The sequence below is a fragment of the Streptomyces globosus genome (assembly GCF_003325375.1).
Lineage (GTDB): Bacteria > Actinomycetota > Actinomycetes > Streptomycetales > Streptomycetaceae > Streptomyces > Streptomyces globosus_A.
The window spans coordinates 341,281-358,574 of record NZ_CP030864.1; the positions used below are offsets into that span (position 1 = coordinate 341,281).

Genomic DNA, 17,294 nt, shown 5'->3' on the forward strand with positions numbered 1-17,294 from the left:
AGCAGGCCCGGCCCGGCCCCGCGGGAGGGGGCAGCAGCAGGGTCAGCCGCTGATGCAGGTGCTGTTGGAGCAGGCGGACTGGCAGGTGGACCCGCAGCCGTCGCCGGTGTCGTTCAGCAGGCCGGCGACGACCGGCGCGGACGCGAGCGTCTCGATGTCCAGGTTGAAGTCGGAGTCCGTGCCGGACGCGTAGTCCGTGGCCGCCTTCAGGACGGGGTTGTTCTGCCGTGCCATCTGGTTCCTCCTGTGAGGTGGTGGATGGTGCTCGGGACACCTGGTCGTAGCGGCGCCTCTACGGCCAGGAGATGATCACCCGGGTGTGCGGCCGGTCGATGACCCGGCCGCCCTCGGGAAGCTTTTCGTCCGGCGTGCCGGCCGGGTAGACGTCGATGCGCGCGCGGTCGTCGCGGAAGTCGCGGTCCCACGACTGCATCTGAACGACCAACGCCTCCGCGAGCTCGGCGCCTTCCGGCCCGTGGCCGATGGCGCCGAGTTCGAACCGGTCGGGGTCCTGGGTCCGACGCACCGTGCGGTACGCGAAGCTGCCGCCCCTGACGAGCGTCGGGACGCCGAGGGGGGAGGCGGACGCGATCAGGCCGCGCGAGCGGGCGGCCGCGGTGCCGGTGAGCAGAGGCAGGTTTTCGAGGACTGTGGTCAGGAACAAGTCGAGGTGCTCGTTCGACTCGTCTCCGGCCAGCGTCACCCCGGACCATGCTTCCACGCTTGGCATGTGCAGTGCCTCGCGCAGGGCCCCCTGGTTCGGCTCCGGGTGCCCGTCGAGGCGCAGGCCGACCTCCTCGCCCGGCACGTCGTGCAGGAGCAGCAAGCGGACGCGGTTCTCGCCGGCGCCCTGCATGGGGACAAAGCCGCACAGCTCGAAGCCGTCGCTGACGAGCCGCTCGCCGTCGCGCACGAACGCGATGGTGCGCGTCATGCCGCGCATGCGCAGCGGCACGACCAGGCGGCCGCCGTCGACCAGCTGGTCGATCCACGTAGGGGGGATGTCCGCGGCCTGCACCGTGACGATGATGCGGTCGTACGGGCCGTCGGCGGCGGCGCCGTCCTCACCGTCGGCCGTCACCAGTTTCACGCGCCGGTCGTAGCCCGTCTCCTTGAGGAAGCGTTCGGCGCGAGCGGTGACGTCGCGGTCGATGTCCATGGAGACGACCGTGCCGCCGGGGCCGACGATCTCGGCGAGGTAGGCGGCGTTCACGCCGCCGGATCCGATCTCCAGCACCCGCTGGCCGGGGTGGAGGTCGGCCTGTTCAATCTGCATGGCCTGGATTCGGGGGGCGGAAACCGAGCTGAGCTGGATGCCATCGGCGTCGGTCTTGGTGATCACGGCGTCTTCCACGCCGTAGGTCTTGGTGATGTCCGTCTGGGGGGTCGCGAGGTGCCGGGGCACTTTGCGGAATGCTGCCACGGCGCCGCTGCTCCGAAGGGCGCCCATCTCGATCAGGCGGCTGACCATTTGGTCCCGCAACTCCCGGTCGGACGCCGGGGGCTTCATGTCGGTGCTCGTCATGCGGGGGACGCTATCCATGCTGGTTCTCCTTTTGGCCCACATGTGCTGGGAAGGCTGAGAGCGCGTGGTTTGGTCCGGAGGAAGGCCACACTCCTCACTGGGGTGGGCGCGAGGTGTCTTGCACACGCCGGGCGCTCCGGCAGGCAGTTCCCGGACCGCCGACCGGTCACGCAGCGCAGCACAGCTGCGTTGCCCTTCCGCTCCGGCGAGGTGCGGCAGCGCATGCTCCAGCCTCGCTGCCAAGCCGCGCACCGGTCACAGCTCCGTGAGGGGCAGGGGGAGCTCGGCGCGTAGGGTCTTGCCGGGGCACCCGACGTCGAGAGACCAGCTCACCGCCACGCCCAGCCTGCCGACCCGCCGCAGGCCCAGAAGCCGCCTCGCAGCCCGCAGGCCCGACCGGTACTCCAGGAGCATCGGCCCTCCCACGTCCAGGCACAGCTCGTCCACAACCGGGTAGTGCCGTGACCGGGCCACAAGCTCCAGTTCCTCAAACTGCGCGCCGGCCTCCCGCTCGGGCGCCTGCACGTAGCGCACGACCTTGAGCATCAGACTGTTCCGGCGGGCAAGGCTCGCAGCGGCCCGCACTCCGTCCGTGCGGAACCCCCACAGCCGTGTCAGCGGTGCTGCCTGCCGGATCGGCCTGCTGGCCAGCGGCGACCACTGCCGTTGCAGGGCGTTGTCCCGCCCCATCCCGTCACGGACCGCGGGGATCTCGGTCAAGTCCACGGCACGCCCTCCTCCTCAATTGCCGGTACAGGGCCGGGCTTACGGCGGAGGGATGGCGCCCTCCTGGCCCGACCCCACACCCGTGGGGGTGTGCACGGTAGTGAGGGGAGGCGCATGCCCTGGCCCCGCGCACACCCTTAGTCAACGCCCGGTCACAGGGTGCGGGTAGGGCGATCCGGGGCGGGCGACGCTGTCTCCCCCAGGGCGATTTGACCCGCCCTTTGCCTGCGCCTGTCCTCGCGTTCAACCTACGGTTGGCCCGTGGACCCAAGGCGAAACGACGCCTTAGTGGCGTGGATGGCTGAGAAGCGGCTTGGCTCGCGCGAGCTTGCCGACCTGGTCAATGCCGCTGTCGGCGAGATCACCGGCCGTGTCGGAGGCCTGGACGACTCCAACATCCGGGCATGGCGGTCAGGCCGGGTCCGCTGCCCCAAGGGGGCGCAGCTCCGGGCTCTGGAACTGCTCTCCGGGCTGTCAGCAGCTGACTTAGGGTTCGTGCGCCGGGCCCGCCTGCCGGCCCCCGACCCCAACCAGGAGCCGCCCGTGGAACGCCGTACCTTCCTCGCCTTCCCCGCCGCTGCCGCCGCGGCAGGGGTCCCTTCGCCGGCCTCCGCTGCATCAACAGCCCGCGTGGGCATGTCCGACGTGGCACGCCTCCACCAGCGGTTCACCGACATCATCGCCTCCGACCACCGGCACGGCGGCCAGGCCAGCATCGAGCACGAGGCCGTCCGCCTAGCCTCTGAAGCACTCCTCCTCCAGAAGTCCGGCACTGCATCGCAGCGGGTTCGAACGAACCTGTATGCGACGGCGGCTTCGTTCATGTCCTCGGCAATGTGGGCCGCCATCGACGGCCGCCGGTTCGGCGATGCTCGCAACCACCTGCGGCACGCCGCGCAGCTCGCCGAACTCTCAGGTGATCCGGCGATCAAGTTCCGGATCTGGTCGCACGCGGGAACCATGTACCGCCATCAGGGCAGTCCGGCCGAGGCAGCGGCCGCCAACAACGTCGCCCGCGGCCTGTCCCTCGCCCGCCGCGACCCCCTGTTCGCCTCGCTCGGCCTGGCCCGGCACGCTGCTATCCACGCGGCTGCCGGCGAACGCAGAGCGGTTCGGCGTGCGTTCGGACATGCCCAGGAAGCGATGGCCCGCGCCAACCGCGGCGATGTCCGCCCGGTGTGGCTTACGGCGTTCTTCGACCAGGCCGAACTTGACTCTCTCGCCTTGTCGGCATACCTCACGCTCGGGGACTGGGCGATGGCGGAGGCCCACGGACACCGCTGCCTGGCAGCTCTGCGCCCTCACATGCGCAGGTCGAAGGCGATCACCACGTCCCGCCTGGCCCTTGCGCAGCTCGAACAGGGCGACGCCGAATCAGCCCTCGCGACCGCCATGAGGGTCCCTGCCGACGCTGCCTCCCGCCACCCCCGCGTGGTCGGCATGCTCGATACCTTCGGCCGCCGCCTTAACGCGATCGCCCCGCAGAGCGCCCACGAAGCCGCCTGGCGGGAGTTCATCACCAGGAAGGATCACACCGCATGACCACGTCTGCACCCGCCATACGGCGGCACGCGACGCTCACCCCGGCCTTGAAGGCCGTGATCGGAGACCTGTACGCCCTGGTGCGCGCCGATCTCCTTGACCACCCGAACTACCGCCTGGACGTGTTCCTGGAGCGGCTGGACCGGCACGCCGCCGAACCGGGTTGGGCCGTGGTCATCGCGCACGGCTCCGACGCCGCCCCGGTCGGCTACGCCTATGCCAACAGTGTGGGGCCGGGTGACCGGTGGTGGAAGCGGCTGAACTCGCCGGCTCCAGTCCGGTACACAGGCAAGGACGCCGTGGCTGTCAAAGAGATCGGCGTCATCCCCGCCTGGCGCGGGATCGGCGTATCCCGACATATGCATGACGCGCTACTGGCCGACCGCGGCGAGCCCCACGCGACGCTGATGGTGAACCCCGTTGCCGGCGATGGGAAGGTGATGCGCCTGTACGAGGGTTGGGGATACGAGGAGATCGGTGTGGTGCAGCCTTCCCCAGATTCACCGTGGCTGGTGTGCATGGGACGCCCTCTCCGCGCCTGACGAATGCGCCGGAGCGGGGATGCGGCGCGGGGTCGACAGCTCGACGACGCTTGGCATGCAGGGCCTCCATCGGAACATCCCAGCCGGGCGCGGGGTAACGGCCGAACCAGCCGCGGCGCCGGATCCGGTCCGCGGCAGTGGCCGACATGCCGCGGTGCGCTGCCGCAAAGCTTTGGGCAGGGCCGGGCGGCTCCGTTACCTTCGCGACCCGACGCCCCAAGCCTCCTCTGGCCGGGCGGCGTGCTGTTCCGCAGGCCGAAAGGGCCCGAGAGGCGTGGAAACAACCTCAGGCGCAGGACAAGCCGAAGCACGGGAGAAGACGGGATGGAGTTTGCCCGGCCTTCTCTTCGCAGGGGGTTGCCGTCGTGCTCCGTCACACCACCGTGTGGTCGTGGTGGACGCTGCTGTGGGGGCCGCTGCCGTTGCTCGGCGCCGCCACGGCGGTGCACGAGTGGCGGCTGTCGGCGCGCAAACGGTGGCGGATCGGCGTCATGGAATGGCTTGCCCTCGTCTGGGCGAACTTCGGCTTCGCGGTGTGCCTGGCGGGCGTCTGGGTGCTGGGCTGACCGGTTGTCAGGGCCGCGCCGCGGCGTCGTCCGCTTCGGCGGCGGGGGGCTTCGCGTAGAGGATCTCGCGGGCCTGCTCCGCGGCGCGGACAATGCTCTCGGTGACGAAGTCGACGAAGCGGGCGATGTTCTCGAGGCGGGCGGCCGCCGGGGTGTCGGGGCCGAGGATGCCGACGCCCTGGCGGGCGACCACGACGAGTTGGGCCGTGGAACGGGCGCTGGCCAGCATCGACTGGTACCAGACGTCGTTGTCGACGATGTAGCGCTCGCGGCGGCGTTCGTCTCGCTCGCGGCGTACGAGGCCCTGCTCCTCCAGGAACGCGATCGCCTTGGAGACGGACGCCGGGCTGACCTGGAGCCGCTGGACCAGCTCGGCCGCGGTGAGGCTGCCGGCGTCGGTGGTGTACAGGCACACCATGACACGGGCCATCATCTTCGGGACGCCCGATCCCACGAGGACGGTGGTGAACTCCTCTTCGTACCGGCGTACTTCCTCGGAGTCGCGGCCGTGGGGCTGCGGGGGCGTCGGCGCGTTGCGCGGGGCCGGCTTCCTGCGGCGCTGGGCGCGCTGCTCGGTGGCGCGGTGCGCCAGGTCGGCGCGGTAGGCGGTGTGGCCGCCGTTGCGCATGACTTCGCGCGTGACGGTCGAGGTCGGGCGGTCGAGGCGCCGGGCGATCTCCGCGTAGGCGAGGCCGTCGGCCAGTCCCCGTGCGATCTGCTGGCGTTCCTGCTGGGTGAGCCTGCCTCCCGGCATGGCGCCTCCTTTGCGTTGCGGGACTCCAGTATAGCGTTTGCCCGCAGTTCATTGCAACGACCGCCGGGTGATCGTTGCGTTATCTTCTGCCTCGGTGCAACGATTGCAGGGCTCTGAGCTGCCAAAATGACCGCTTCTCGCAATGTGTTGATTGCCTACATGGAAAACGCAACGTAGCTTTTCTCATGTCGGAAACAGCGGGCCGCAAGGGCCCGCCGACCCACTCCAGGGAGAACGCAGCATGCAGACCTTCGCCACCCCCGCCCCCGTCTCCGTCGTCCTCGACGTCCCCGCGGGCAGCATCCGCTTCATCGCCGCGGACCGGGCCGACACCACCGTCGAGGTGCTGCCCGCGGACGCCTCCAAGGAGCGCGACGTCACCGCCGCCCAGGAGACGACGGTCGCCTGCACCGACGGCGTCCTGACCATCACCACGCCGAAGAAGAAGGGGCTCCTGGCCGGCGCCGGCTGCGTCGAGGTCACCGTCCGGCTTCCGGCCGACTCGCACGTCGAGGCCAGGACCGCCTCGGCCGAGTTCCGCGGCGTCGGACGGCTGGGCGAGGTCGCCTACGACAGCGCCCACGGCACCGTCAAGCTCGACGAGGTCGCCGCCGCCCGCCTCACCCTCCAGGCCGGCGACATCACCGTCGGCCTCCTCGGCGGACCGGCCGAACTCCGCACGCAGAAGGGCGACCTGACCGTCACCGAAGCCCGCCGCGGCCCGCTCACCCTGCGCACCGAGCACGGCGACATCACCGTCGGCGCCGCCCGCGGCACCTCCGCCTCCCTCGACGCCGGCACCTCCTACGGCCGCATCCACAACGCCCTCGCCAACGCCGACGGCGACGCCCCGGCCCTGCCCATCCACGCGACCACCGCCTACGGCAACATCACCGCCCGAACCCTGTGACACCCCACCGGCCGCACGGCCACCGAGGCCGACAGCGCTCCCGGCGCCGAGGGGCGCCGGGGCGCGCCGTCACACCTGCACCCCGCACTACGCGCCGGCCCGCCCGCGCTCCACATGGGCCGTGATGCGGGCGATCGTGGCGGCGTTGTCCACGAAGAGATGGCCCTGCATGCCCGCCGCGCGGGCCGCCTCGACGTTCACCGCCACGTCGTCGACGAAGAGACAGTCCTCGGGCCGCACGCCCAACTGGGCGCAGGCCGTGCCGAAGGCGCGCGCGTCCGGCTTGCCGACGCCGATCTCGTGCGAGTAGACGATCCGCTCCACCAGCCGGTCGAAGCCGTAGCGGGCGGTCTCCCGCTCCCGGGCGCCGACGAAGCTGTTGCTGAGGATGCCCAGGCGGCATCTTCCGCGCAGCCCGTCGACGTAGGCGATGAGCTCCTCGTTGGGCGTGCCCAGGTACTCGGCCCACAGGTCGGCCATGAAGGCCTCGGCGTCCGCCGCGTCGAGGCCGAGGCGCGTGGCCGCCTGTTCGTGCACGTCCCTTTCGCTGATCGCCCCGACGCTGCCGGCCTGCCAGACGCCGCCCATCCGCTCGTCCACGGTGCCCGGCGGCAGCCGCAGCTTCTCCTCCCACCGTTGCACCCACCCCGTCTCCGGGGTGAACTCGAGAACGCCGCCGATGTCGAGGATGACGCAGGTCCCGGTCACAACAACCCCCTCCCCGCGCTGTTTGCGCGTGATCCAGGGAACAACTGTGGCCCAGCCCCCGGGAACGCCCACAGTGACGCCGGTCACGGCGCTGGTGACGTGCGAGGGCCCGACCGCGCCGACCGTGGTACACCGGGTGTTCCGGCGGTCCGCCCTGTATCCGGCGGTCTGCCGGTACAGGTTGCCCCGTGGAACCGGCAGCGAGCACGTGAACCGTGGCACCGACCAGGACGGCGGAGACGTCCCTGGCGCCGGCGCCGGGAACCTGGTGTCAGCCGGACCGCTTGCCGGTCGAAGGAACGAGGTCCGGCCGTGGACGCGCCCGCCCGCAAGGGGATAGGCGCGGACAGAATCCCCATCGCTGACCGCGCGGGTGCGGGCCTCGGCCGGGTTCGTGCCCAACGCCGAACAGTCGGCCGCGGCCGCGCAGTCCTCGGCTGACCGGGCGAAGCAGGCGGCCGTCACCGCGCATACGGCCGCGCGCTCGGTGAACTACTCCGCCAACCGCGCTGGAGTTGGCACTGGTGGCCGGCGGTCCGGTGTGGACCCCTCGATCGGTCGGTCCGCCGTCAGCACCGTGCGGACCGGAATCGGCTTGCGGGCCTCCCAGCTCCACGGTCGGGACGTCGTTTCCGTCGTTTTGCGCCATTCCCAAGGTGGCGGCTGCCAAGCGGAGCTCATGTGATCAAATGACTCCATGGGGGATACACGCATGGCGCTGGGGCCGCTGGAACCTGTCGAAGGTGTCTGGGCGGTCGGGGACGCTCACCGGCCTGGCGGATCGTGGCTCGAGTGCCGTGAGGAGGGGATGTTCCGGCAAGCACCCGAGGGAAGCGAGCTGATCGCGTGGTCAAGGATCATGCTCGGGATCGGCGTCTACATCGGGCGTGGATACCCCCGCTCAGGTGATTTCACGCTGTTGGGTTTGGCCAGCAACATGCCCGGTCCTTTCAGAGGGCGTGGTGGAGGCCACCTCGACATGACGCTCCGCCACCCCTACGAGGACCGGAAGCTGACCTTCACCCGGCACGCACATGCGTACCGGATCATCGACACGTTCCTCTTGGCAAGCCTCCTGTCTCAGCTCGTCGAGGCGGGTGAGGCACACCGCCTCGGCGACCCCGAATGGCTGAGCCGCGTGGTCGGCCGCCTGACGCCGCTGAGCCCCTGGCTCACGCGCAACAGGCTCACCCAAGCGGTGGAGCAGGCTTGGCAGGTCTGATCCACGTGGCCGCCGCCACGGGCCACCCGGCCGGCAGCCCCTGGCGAGTCCGGCGCCCTGCGCTACACCGCCGGCCTGGACGGCCGCGCAGACGAGAACGCGGGCAGCTGTGAGGGAGTAAGCGGTCGTCCCTTGAGGCGTGCCCTCCTGGACCGGACAACGGTCTTGAGGCGTGGTGCATCTGTGGGGTAGTCATGTGCTCGCCCCGCGTAGGGCTGCATCGGTGGAGGGGGTTGCGTGGAAAGGGACGTGGAGTGGGAGCGCAGCGCTGAGCGGTGCCGAACGCGTACGAGCGGGTCCTCGCGGAGGATCGATGGATGATACGGGAGAAACTGCGTACCAGTCGCGGTGGGGGCGCACGTCGCCGTCTGGTTTGCGCTGGCTCTGGCCGTCGTCCGCCGGCGCGGCGGTCGGGTCCCGTAGGCGATCGAGCGGGCATGCACCGCGATTTTCGGCTGGGCCCAGTGGCTCTGACCTGGCCTGGCCTGGCATGACCTGATCGGACCGGTGCGGGGGCTGGCGGAGGCTGGTGCATGCCGCTCTCCGCGCATGTCCGATCGGCGAGCCGCCGGTTTCCCGATCGGCGGCGGTCATACGGCAGGGGAGGGCGAGGGCAAGGGCGGGGGAGCCGGCATGGGTTGGGGTGCCGCCGGCAGCGGATCCCCGAAGGCTTCGCGGGCCGTGGCGAGCACCGCCGCGGCGAGGCCGCGTGCGGCCCCCGCCGTACGGCCGCGGATGCGGGACGGCCGGGCCGCGAGGCCGTGCGTCCGGATGTCCGCGTCGTGCGGGAGGTGCACCACGGCCGCGGTGTGCGGGGCCAGCATCGTCGCGGCCGCCCGGGCCACCGCCGGGAGGCGCCCGTCCGAGGCGGCGGAGAACGCGACGACCGTGCGCTGCAGGGGCATCCCTTCGCAGTGGCGGAGGACCTCCACGGCCTGTTGCAGCCGGTGTACGCCGCCCGCGGTGGACTGTGCGCACAGCACGGGCACGGCGTACGGGAGGGCGCACCAGCCGCGGGTCAGCCCCGGCAGGCCCGCCCAGTCGGCCGCGGTGATGTCGAGCGCGACGGGGTGGGCGGTGTCGGCGACGAGGACCTGCCAGCCGCCGGCGGCGGCCAGTTGGTACCAGGCGGCGGGGTCGGCGGGGAGGGGCAGTGGGGCGGCGCTCCACTCGCGGCCGTCGGTCAGCACCGACCACCTGCCCTCGGCCGCCGGCCGGACCGCGGCCGCGTCGCGGATCTCGGCCCGGCTCAGCGGCCGGTCCGGCGGAAGGGCCCCGAGACCGCCGCCGCCCTGGGCGCCCGCCGTCCAGGCCGGCCAGGGGGAGCAGAGCCGCGCCGACAGGTCGGCGACGACCGTGTCGCCGAGCCGGGCCAGCGCGTCCGCGAGCAGGCAGGCCACCGTCGACCGGCCGCTGCCGCCGCCGGCGGCCATCACGGGCACCACGAGGCGCGCCGATTCGGGGATCCTCTCCGATGCCGGTTCGCCCCGTCCCAGTCCCAGTCCCATGAATTCCCGGACCCCCGCCCGTGCACGAAGGCTGACTTGTGTGAATTACGTATCCGCGGCTATCGCATGGACGGCGGCCGCGCACCCTGTACCGCCCACCGGGGGAGCCGGTTGACGGATTCGTCGGTCCTGCTCAACGAGCGCACATGGCATAGTGTCACGATCTGCGATGCGATCGCGGTCGCGGCAACTACCGGCCAGGGTGGCCACGTTGGCTACGGCGTTCGCACATCAGTGAGGCGTCGCGAGGGAATTCAATGAGGGTGAAGCGCTGGCCGGCGCCGGCCATGGCCGGGTCGCTCGCCGGATACGACGCGGGCCGGGGCCGTGTCGAACAGTTCCGCCGGATCCCTCCGGTCGCATTTGCCCGCAGGCAGACGCACGCCTACGTCATCAGGCAAATCCCCGAAGGCGACGGCCGTCTGCCCGCCGGCAACCTCTGCCCCCGCGTCGTCCCGTACGCGAGCCGGCGGGACTCGTCGAGCCGCATGACCCGGGTGACCGGCATGCGCAGGGGGGCGGAGTGGTGAGCGAAGGCGAGGTGTTCCGCCCGTGGGGCGTGGTGGCCGCGGCCTTCTGGACGGGCGCGCCCGGGCCCACCCCCGACCTGCCCGGGCCCACTCCCGAGCCGCCCGCTGCTGCACCACCGGCATCCGCCGGACCCCCGGACGTGCCTGCCCGGATCGCCGTCATCGCCGCCCTGGCCGCCGAAGGCAGCGTGGACCAGGCCGTGCTGCACGCCGAGCAGCTCGACACCGCGTACGGAGCCGCCACCGCCGGAACCCCCACCACCGCCCTCGCCGACATCCGCGAGGTGCGCGGCTACCTCGCCAGCCTGGCCGGCGACACCCGGGCGGCGGTCGGCTGGTACCTGGACGCGCTGCGCCTGCGTGCCGCCCTGCAAGGCCCCGCGCACCCCGACACCGGGGCCGCGGTCCGCCGCACGTACAGCCTCTGGCGAACCGTCGCGGACCCCGCCCTCGGGCAGGCCCTCGGCGCGGAACTCCTGGCCACGGCCGTCGCCGTCCAGGGCCGGGACAGTGCGGCCGCACGCCGCATCCGTGCGGTCCTGGCCGACCCGGCCCCCGACTGGTCGCACGACACTCCGACCGAACTGACGGCGTCCTGGGAGGACGCCTTCACCCTCTGGGAACGCGAGGACCCCTGACGTCCGCCCCCGCCCCCGTCCCCTGCCGGCAGGCGCCGCGGCTCAGCGGTCCGACTGGCGGGCCCGGAAGTCCGCGCGCACGGCGTCCAGGATCTGCGCGGCCTCGTCCAGGCCAAGCCGGCGGCAGCGCTTGGCGGCGGCCGAGAGGCGGGCCATCGCCTCCGAGGCCCGGCCGAGGCCGTTGTACTCGATCACCGCGGCCAGCCGGACGGATTCGGCCCGGGGCACTTCGCCCTGCTCGCCGTCCCGTTCGTGCGCGGCGACGGACGCCTCCGCTTCCGCCAGGGCGTCGGTGAAGCGCTCGGCCGCGGCGAGGACACGGGCCCGCTGGTAGTGGATGGTGCCGGACTCGTACGCGTGGGAGAAGCCGTCCGTGTCCTGCGGCACCGCCGTGCACACGGCGTCGGCCTCCGCCAGGTGGGCGAGTGCCTCCGCCACCCCCGGCGGCTCCTCCGCCACCCCGGGCTGCTGCTCCGCGTCCCCCGCCCCGGGGCGCTCGCCGAGCGGGGTCAGCCGGGCGAACTCGCACATCATCCGGATGATCACCGGCGGGTTGGCCGCCTTCGCATGCGCCTCGACGGCACGGGCGTACGCCGCGCGGGCGGCGTCCCACCGGTCGGCCGCCGCCAGCGACACCGCCGCCTCCGACGCCACCAGCGTCAGCACCGCCGGGTCGTCCTCCCAGCCCGCGACGGTGTCCGCCAGCCGCAGGAACACCTCCGCCGCGGCCCGGTGCTCCTCCAGCATGCGCAGACCGCGCCCCAGGGTCAGCCGGACCTGGGCGTGCAGCCGCTCGTCGAGGACACCCGACTCGTCCGCGTCGACGGACTCCAGGACGGCGACGGCCTCCTCCGGCCGGCCCGCGCGCGTGAGGACGTCCGCGAGCTGGAGCCGCATGTCGGCCGCCGCGTCGTGCGCGCCGCTCCGGTCGTGGCGGGCGGCGGCCTCGGACAGGTGCCGCACCGCGGTGGCCGCGTCCCCGACGTGCGAGGCCGCGTGCCCGAGCATGGCGTGCACGGAGACCAGCGGGAAGTCGGTCGCGCCGTGCCGTACGGCGAGCGCGATCACCTGGTGGAGCGGCTCGACGGCCTCCCCGTACCTGCCCTGCGCGAACAGCGTCTGGGCGAGGATCGAGCGGGTGCGCATGCCCAGCCAGGGGCGGCCGGACGCCTCGACCTCCTCCAGCGCGGCCCGCAGGTGGCCCTCCGCCCGCTCCGGCGCGCCGCGGCGCAGCGCCAGATCCGCCGTGAACTCCAGCGCGCCCGCCCTGCGGTGCGGTACGGCAAGCCGTTCGGCCTCGGAGCGCAGCAGCGCGACGGTCTCCTCGAACCGTTCGAGGGCGGCCGCGGAGACCTCCGGAAGCTCCACCACGGCGTCGTGGTAGGCGGCGTAGGCGCGGAAGTAGACGACGGTCAGGTACTCCTCGGCGGCTTCGGCCGCGTCGGCGGCGTCGGCGTCCGCCGCCCGGTCGGACGGCCCGGCCGGCAGGCCCGGGGAGTCCGCCGACGCGGCCAGCTCCTCCGCCTCGCGCAGGACCGCGTCCAGGCCGGCCCGGATCCCCGCCCGGTCCACAGCAGCCCCGGCATCGGAACCACCATCGGCAGCGCCGTCGGAACCGGAACCGGAACCGTCCCCGGTCCTCCGTACGGACGCCCAGGCCAGGGCCCGCGCCCGGCAGACGAGCGCGTCCCACGGCAGGCCGGCCGCGCCGAACAGCCCGGCGGCCTCCGTCATCGCGGCCACGGCCTCGGTCTCCCGGTCGTCCCCGAACAGCCCGTACGCGCGCTGCTCCACGAGCTCGGCGCGCAGGCGCCCCTCCGGGCCGAGCCGGTCGTCGTGCACGTACCCGTCCGCCCCGGCCACGGCGGCGATCCGCTGCCACAGCGGCGTGTCACCGGGGTGCGCCAGCACGGCCATCCGCCGGGCCTCCCGCACCAGCTCGACGAAGTCCTCCGGAATCGCGAGGGCGGCCGGAGCACCGGGGGCGCTGTTCCCGCCGCTCCCGCTCCCGCCCCCGGAGCCGGACCCCGCGCCCGCGGCGGCCGTACGCAGCCCCAGCGGCAGCGGCTCCCCGGTCAGCGGCGCGCACGCCAGCCGCGCGCGCCGCCGGTCGCCGACCCCCGTCGTGCCGTTGCGCGCGTCGAACGCCGCGGCCAGGGACTCCCCTTCCGCCCGTACGGTCTCCAGCAGTTCCCCCGCCGTCCAGCTCCGTCCGGGCGGCCCGGCCACCGGCGTGTCCGCGTGCCCGTCCGAGACGAGCCGGGCGAGGAGCACCTCCACGCCGGTCAGGAAGCCGAGGCGGGCCAGCGGCGCGCCGACCGCCTCGAAGAGCGGCCGGTTCTCGGCGAGGATCTCCAGGCCGCGGCCCTCGTTGCGGGTGAGGGCGCAGAACTCCAGGTGCAGCCCGACCTCGTCCTGCATGCCCGTCATGCCGCGGACCCGCCGGTAGCCGCTCAGGTGGTGCGAGCGCGCCTCGTCCAGGCGGCCGGACCGCACCAGCGGCAGCAGCGCCTGCGCCTGGCTCATCTGCGGTTCGTCGGAGCAGGACGATGCGCCCTCCAGGACCGGACGCCACACCTCCAGCGCCGCCGCGTCGTCGCCGGCGCGGACGCGGTGCAGCGCATGGTGGCGCGTCTCGCAGGCCTCGCAGTCGCTGAGCCGGGTGCGGGGCCGGGTCGCCCACAGGTCGTACGCCGCATCCGTGCCCACCCCGGTGTGCGCCGCGAGGTGGTACCGCATCGCCGCCACCGGCTGCACGCCGTGGCCGTCCGCCTCGTACCGCTCCCGCATGCGCCCGATCCAGCCCTCGATCGTCGCCGGCGGCACCTCCGGCACCTGGAGCAGCGACGTCGCGACCCACTTGAAGCGCCACAGGACCTGGTGCGCCTCCCATTCGCTGAACGAGCCCGGCGCCTCCTCCCACAGCTTCAGCAGCCGCGCGAACACCACCGGCGACTTGCGGTGCTCGCCGGTGTTCTCGTACGCCGCCATCAGCTCCATCAGCGCCGTGACCAGGATGTCCGGCTTGTCGAACGGCTCGGCGGCCTCGACCAGCTCCTCCGCGGTGACGGTGCGCGGCAGGCCGTACGGGCGCTCGTTGTTCTCGCGCAGCGCTTCGAACACGGCCTCGGGGGTGTCCAGCATCTACTGCTCCTTCCGGGGCTCGTCGGAACCGGGAGCGGACTGTGCGCCGCCGGGGTGCATGGCATGGGTGAGGAGGCTGATGAACGCCCGGTTCAGCAGGGCGCTCTCGTTCGCCTTCAGGGGCCGCCGGCTCAGCAGCAGCGCCTGCCCCAGCAGCGACTCGGCCGCGGCGACGGCAAGCCCCCGCTCGGTGATCGTCACGGCCTGGCGGACCAGCGGGTTGAGGTGGTTGAGGACGAGCTGCGCGCGCGGGGTCTCGCTGCGCAGCGAGCCGAGGATGTCGGCCCACAGGCCGTCGCTGTCGGCGGCCAGCCCGGACCGCGTCCGCTCGTGGCGGGCCTCCCGGTTGTCCAGCAGCAGCACCGGCGCGGTGACCGGCTGGAAGTCGCGCAGGACGACGTCGCAGTCGTGCGCGGCGACCGTCTCGCGGGCGACGGCGAGGAACGCGGCGGCCCGGATCTCCGCGGACGGGTCCACGGCATCGAGGTGCGCCGTGACGGTCGCCGGATCCAGGTCGGTGACGGCCGTCCCCGGCCGGATCTCCGGCAGCCGGTGCACCAGGTCGCGGTCGTACGTGTATCCGCCGTTGACGACGCCGAGGCCGGCGGCGGAGGCGATCGGGGCGACCTGGCGGAACTCCTCGACGCTGCGGGCCACGAGCACGGTGGGGTGCGACCGCGCGAACTCCTCCAGGGTGACGTTCCCGTCGGTCGTCTCGAAGGGCAGCCACGGCAGGACGATGCGCAGCAGCTCGTCGTCGTAGCGGGCGAGCGCCTTGACTGCGAGGTGGTGCACGTCGATGAAGCGGTGCAGCAGCGCCGGGTCGCTCGCGGCGAGGCCGGTCAGCCAGTCGCGGATGCGCACGCCCAGCGCGTCCCGTACGGCGGCGAGGGTGCCGTCCTCGTACAGGGCCTCCCGGGAGGCCGTCGGCCGCAGGCTCGTCGTGTCGATGACGCAGCGCACGAAGAACGCCCAGTCGGGCAGGAGCTCGGACGCCTGGTCGCTGAGCAGCATCCCCTTGAGGTGGACGCGGTGCCCGGCGCGCTGGGCCGGGCTGAGCGCGGTCGGCAGCACGTACGCGACGCCGCGCAGGCCGGCGGCCGGCAGGTCGAGCTCGATGGTGTCGAGGGGCGTGAAGTCGAAGACGGAGCGGCAGTAGGCGGTCAGCGCCTCGCGGCGCGCGAGCGGCGAGCCGTGCTGCTGCTGCCACGGCGGGGCCTCGTCGATACGGGTGCGCGCGCCGTCCTCGCCGACGACGGCCACCTCGTGCGGCAGCAGGCGCCCGTAGTGGCGGGCCAGCTCGACGACCCGGGCGTGGGCCGTCCATTCGGCGTTGTCGGCGCGGGGGGTGAGCCGCACGGTGGTGCCGGGCTCCGGCACGGCGCCGGCGGGAAGGGTGCGGATGGTGTACCGGCCGTCGGAGTGGCCGCGCCACTCGACGGCGGGCGCGGCGGGGTCGGCGGCGTGCCGGCTGACCACGGTGATCTCGTCGGCGACGACGAAGCAGGCGAGCAGGCCGATGCCGAACTGGCCGATGAAGTCCCCGCGCTCGGCGGCGAGCCCGGCCCCGTCCAGGCCGCCGTCGGCGGTCCGCTTGGAGCTGCGGCCGATGGTCGCGAGGAACCGGTGCACGTCGGCCTCGGTCAGGCCGATGCCGGTGTCGGTGATGGTGAGCGTGCCGCCGGTCCGCACGGTGATCGCGGCGGGTGCGCCGGGGTCGGCGGCCCGGCGGGCGGTGATGGCGTCAACCGAGTTCTGCAGGAGTTCCCGCAGGTAGACGCGGGGGCTGGAGTAGAGGTGGTGGGACAGCAGGTCGACCAGGCCGCGCAGGTCGACCTGGAAGGTGTGGGCGGATGCGGAGTGCGACACCTGTACGGGATCTTTCGTTCGGCGCGCCGCGCGGGGCGGCGGCAGGACGGGGGAGGAGGTCTGGGCCGGCCCGGGGTCAGGCGCCGACGGAGGAGCGGTAGTTGCGGTAGGCCGCCACGGGGTCGCCGCCGTTGATGTAGTACCAGGGGAACTCGGAGACGACGCCGCCGGTCGCGTCGAAGCAGCGGCGTGCGTACTCCTTGTCCCCGGCGAGCGCGAACGCCATGGCGAAGGAGTTGCACGCCTGCACCCGGCCGTCTCCTGCCGCGAAGCCGGCGTGGAGGACGGACCGGTCGGCGGCCTCCCGCAGCGAACGCACGACGTCGGAGCCGCGCATGTACTGCGCGCACGCCTCGCCGTCGAGGTCCAGCCAGTGCTCGATGTGCGCGAGCGCGACGAGCTGCCCCAGCAGGCTCCCCTCGGGCGCCTTCAGCATTGACGCGCGGGCGAAGGCGTGCATCTCCTCGTGCGAGCCGCCCCACTTCCGGCACACCTGCTGCAAGTGCTGCTGGTGGGCCCGCAGATGGAACGGGTCGCGCCGCACCACCGCCTCGAACCGCCGCTGCGCGACGACCGGGCCGACTTCGAGGCCGCGGCCGCTGGTCTGCAGCACCTGCCAGGGCGAGACCCAGTCGGGCTCGCGTTCGGCGGCCGCGTAGAGGAACGTTTCGGCACGGCGCAGCCGCTCGTGGAACACCTCGAACTGGGCCCGCGACACGTGCGTGGCCCGCGCGCCGGTCCGCGCCTCCCAACCCCAGCCCACATAACGCGTCCCGGCGACCAGCAGCGGCAGCGCCGAGTCCGGCTCGGCCGCGATCGCCCGGTGGATCCACTCCTCCACCCCGGCGACCTCGGAGAGCGTCCACAGCATCCCGGCCCGGTCACCGTTGTCGGGCCGCGCGGCGAGCCCGTCCCGCACCCCCGCCCAGTCACCGGCCTCAGCGGCCTCCCGCACCCGCGTGACCGCAGGGTCGCCGCAGTCCTTCTCCAACCGCACACCGCCCCTGCCGACCCACCGCCGCAGCGACAGCCCCGCCCCCCGGAGCAACGCCATACCCACCCCTTGCTTGTCCCGCTACACGTCCATGACCAGGGCCGATGCCGGACCGC

16 protein-coding genes are annotated in these 17,294 nt (G+C 73.1%); 7 read left to right on the forward strand and 9 right to left on the reverse strand.

Annotated features, from left to right (window positions below):
- Positions 1 to 42: 42 nt before the first annotated feature.
- The 3 genes from C0216_RS32315 to C0216_RS32325 all read right to left on the reverse strand — a co-directional run bounded on the left by C0216_RS32315 (position 43) and on the right by C0216_RS32325 (position 2,251).
- A complete protein-coding gene (locus C0216_RS32315) occupies positions 43 to 234 on the reverse strand; it encodes an FxLD family lanthipeptide (RefSeq protein ID WP_114059328.1) in 192 nt (63 codons plus the stop codon).
- A gap of 58 nt (positions 235 to 292) precedes the next feature.
- Entirely contained in the window at positions 293 to 1,525 is a 1,233-nt protein-coding gene (gene fxlM, locus C0216_RS32320; RefSeq protein ID WP_246043014.1) for a methyltransferase, FxLD system, read from the reverse strand.
- Positions 1,526 to 1,780: 255 nt separating this feature from the next.
- Positions 1,781 to 2,251, reverse strand: coding sequence for a hypothetical protein (locus C0216_RS32325; RefSeq protein ID WP_114059330.1), 471 nt, complete (start codon positions 2,249 to 2,251; stop codon positions 1,781 to 1,783).
- 297 nt (positions 2,252 to 2,548) lie between these two features.
- On the opposite strand from C0216_RS32325, the gene C0216_RS32330 reads away from it, so the two are divergent.
- The 3 genes from C0216_RS32330 to C0216_RS32340 all read left to right on the forward strand — a co-directional run bounded on the left by C0216_RS32330 (position 2,549) and on the right by C0216_RS32340 (position 4,901).
- Positions 2,549 to 3,793: an XRE family transcriptional regulator gene (locus C0216_RS32330; protein WP_246043015.1), complete on the forward strand. Its 1,245-nt coding sequence runs from the start codon at positions 2,549 to 2,551 to the stop codon at positions 3,791 to 3,793.
- Positions 3,790 to 4,335, forward strand: a complete 546-nt coding sequence (locus C0216_RS32335) for a GNAT family N-acetyltransferase (RefSeq protein WP_114059332.1) — start codon at positions 3,790 to 3,792, stop codon at positions 4,333 to 4,335. The genes C0216_RS32330 and C0216_RS32335 overlap by 4 nt, the downstream gene beginning before the upstream one ends.
- A gap of 365 nt (positions 4,336 to 4,700) precedes the next feature.
- Positions 4,701 to 4,901: a hypothetical protein gene (locus tag C0216_RS32340; protein WP_114059333.1), complete on the forward strand. Its 201-nt coding sequence runs from the start codon at positions 4,701 to 4,703 to the stop codon at positions 4,899 to 4,901.
- Positions 4,902 to 4,908: 7 nt separating this feature from the next.
- On the opposite strand, the gene C0216_RS32345 is transcribed toward C0216_RS32340, so the two are convergent.
- Positions 4,909 to 5,655, reverse strand: coding sequence for a GbsR/MarR family transcriptional regulator (locus C0216_RS32345; protein ID WP_114059334.1), 747 nt, complete (start codon positions 5,653 to 5,655; stop codon positions 4,909 to 4,911).
- Between the two features lie 241 nt (positions 5,656 to 5,896).
- Between C0216_RS32345 and C0216_RS32350 the strand changes: the two genes are divergently transcribed.
- A complete protein-coding gene (locus tag C0216_RS32350) occupies positions 5,897 to 6,565 on the forward strand; it encodes a DUF4097 family beta strand repeat-containing protein (protein WP_114059335.1) in 669 nt (222 codons plus the stop codon).
- Between the two features lie 87 nt (positions 6,566 to 6,652).
- On the opposite strand, the gene C0216_RS32355 is transcribed toward C0216_RS32350, so the two are convergent.
- A complete protein-coding gene (locus tag C0216_RS32355; RefSeq protein ID WP_114059336.1) occupies positions 6,653 to 7,273 on the reverse strand; it encodes an HAD family hydrolase in 621 nt (206 codons plus the stop codon).
- A 979-nt stretch (positions 7,274 to 8,252) separates the two neighbouring features.
- Here C0216_RS32355 and C0216_RS33740 point away from each other — a divergent pair.
- Entirely contained in the window at positions 8,253 to 8,495 is a 243-nt protein-coding gene (locus C0216_RS33740) for a hypothetical protein (protein WP_162793378.1), read from the forward strand.
- Positions 8,496 to 9,085: 590 nt separating this feature from the next.
- Here C0216_RS33740 and C0216_RS32370 read toward each other — a convergent pair.
- Complete coding sequence (locus C0216_RS32370; protein ID WP_114059339.1) at positions 9,086 to 10,003, reverse strand: hypothetical protein; 918 nt, start codon at positions 10,001 to 10,003, stop codon at positions 9,086 to 9,088.
- A 263-nt stretch (positions 10,004 to 10,266) separates the two neighbouring features.
- Between C0216_RS32370 and C0216_RS32375 the strand changes: the two genes are divergently transcribed.
- Both C0216_RS32375 and C0216_RS32380 read left to right on the forward strand, forming a co-directional pair.
- Entirely contained in the window at positions 10,267 to 10,533 is a 267-nt protein-coding gene (locus C0216_RS32375; RefSeq protein ID WP_162793379.1) for a hypothetical protein, read from the forward strand.
- On the forward strand, positions 10,530 to 11,171 hold the full coding sequence (locus C0216_RS32380) for a hypothetical protein (RefSeq protein ID WP_216827149.1): 642 nt from the start codon (positions 10,530 to 10,532) through the stop codon (positions 11,169 to 11,171). The genes C0216_RS32375 and C0216_RS32380 overlap by 4 nt, the downstream gene beginning before the upstream one ends.
- Before the next feature lie 42 nt (positions 11,172 to 11,213).
- Here C0216_RS32380 and C0216_RS32385 read toward each other — a convergent pair whose 3' ends face one another.
- The 3 genes from C0216_RS32385 to C0216_RS32395 all read right to left on the reverse strand — a co-directional run bounded on the left by C0216_RS32385 (position 11,214) and on the right by C0216_RS32395 (position 17,238).
- A complete protein-coding gene (locus tag C0216_RS32385) occupies positions 11,214 to 14,315 on the reverse strand; it encodes a hypothetical protein (RefSeq protein WP_114059341.1) in 3,102 nt (1,033 codons plus the stop codon).
- Complete coding sequence (locus tag C0216_RS32390; RefSeq protein WP_114059342.1) at positions 14,316 to 16,184, reverse strand: HSP90 family protein; 1,869 nt, start codon at positions 16,182 to 16,184, stop codon at positions 14,316 to 14,318.
- Between the two features lie 76 nt (positions 16,185 to 16,260).
- Positions 16,261 to 17,238 carry a hypothetical protein gene (locus tag C0216_RS32395; RefSeq protein WP_246043016.1) on the reverse strand — a complete coding sequence of 326 codons (978 nt, stop codon included), beginning with the start codon at positions 17,236 to 17,238 and terminating at the stop codon, positions 16,261 to 16,263.
- Between the last annotated feature and the right edge of the window lie 56 nt (positions 17,239 to 17,294).

What these genes read in the sequence shown, in the direction of transcription:
- C0216_RS32385 (WP_114059341.1), bottom strand. Translation starts at nt 14,315, where the DNA reads ATGCTGGACACCCCCGAGGCCGTGTTCGAAGCGCTGCGCGAGAACAAC.
- C0216_RS32315 (WP_114059328.1), bottom strand. Translation starts at nt 234, where the DNA reads ATGGCACGGCAGAACAACCCCGTCCTGAAGGCGGCCACGGACTACGCG.
- C0216_RS32330 (WP_246043015.1), top strand. Translation starts at nt 2,549, where the DNA reads ATGGCTGAGAAGCGGCTTGGCTCGCGCGAGCTTGCCGACCTGGTCAAT.
- fxlM (WP_246043014.1), bottom strand. Translation starts at nt 1,525, where the DNA reads ATGACGAGCACCGACATGAAGCCCCCGGCGTCCGACCGGGAGTTGCGG.
- C0216_RS32335 (WP_114059332.1), top strand. Translation starts at nt 3,790, where the DNA reads ATGACCACGTCTGCACCCGCCATACGGCGGCACGCGACGCTCACCCCG.
- C0216_RS32395 (WP_246043016.1), bottom strand. Translation starts at nt 17,238, where the DNA reads ATGGCGTTGCTCCGGGGGGCGGGGCTGTCGCTGCGGCGGTGGGTCGGC.
- C0216_RS32345 (WP_114059334.1), bottom strand. Translation starts at nt 5,655, where the DNA reads ATGCCGGGAGGCAGGCTCACCCAGCAGGAACGCCAGCAGATCGCACGG.
- C0216_RS32350 (WP_114059335.1), top strand. Translation starts at nt 5,897, where the DNA reads ATGCAGACCTTCGCCACCCCCGCCCCCGTCTCCGTCGTCCTCGACGTC.
- C0216_RS33740 (WP_162793378.1), top strand. Translation starts at nt 8,253, where the DNA reads ATGACGCTCCGCCACCCCTACGAGGACCGGAAGCTGACCTTCACCCGG.
- C0216_RS32370 (WP_114059339.1), bottom strand. Translation starts at nt 10,003, where the DNA reads ATGGGACTGGGACTGGGACGGGGCGAACCGGCATCGGAGAGGATCCCC.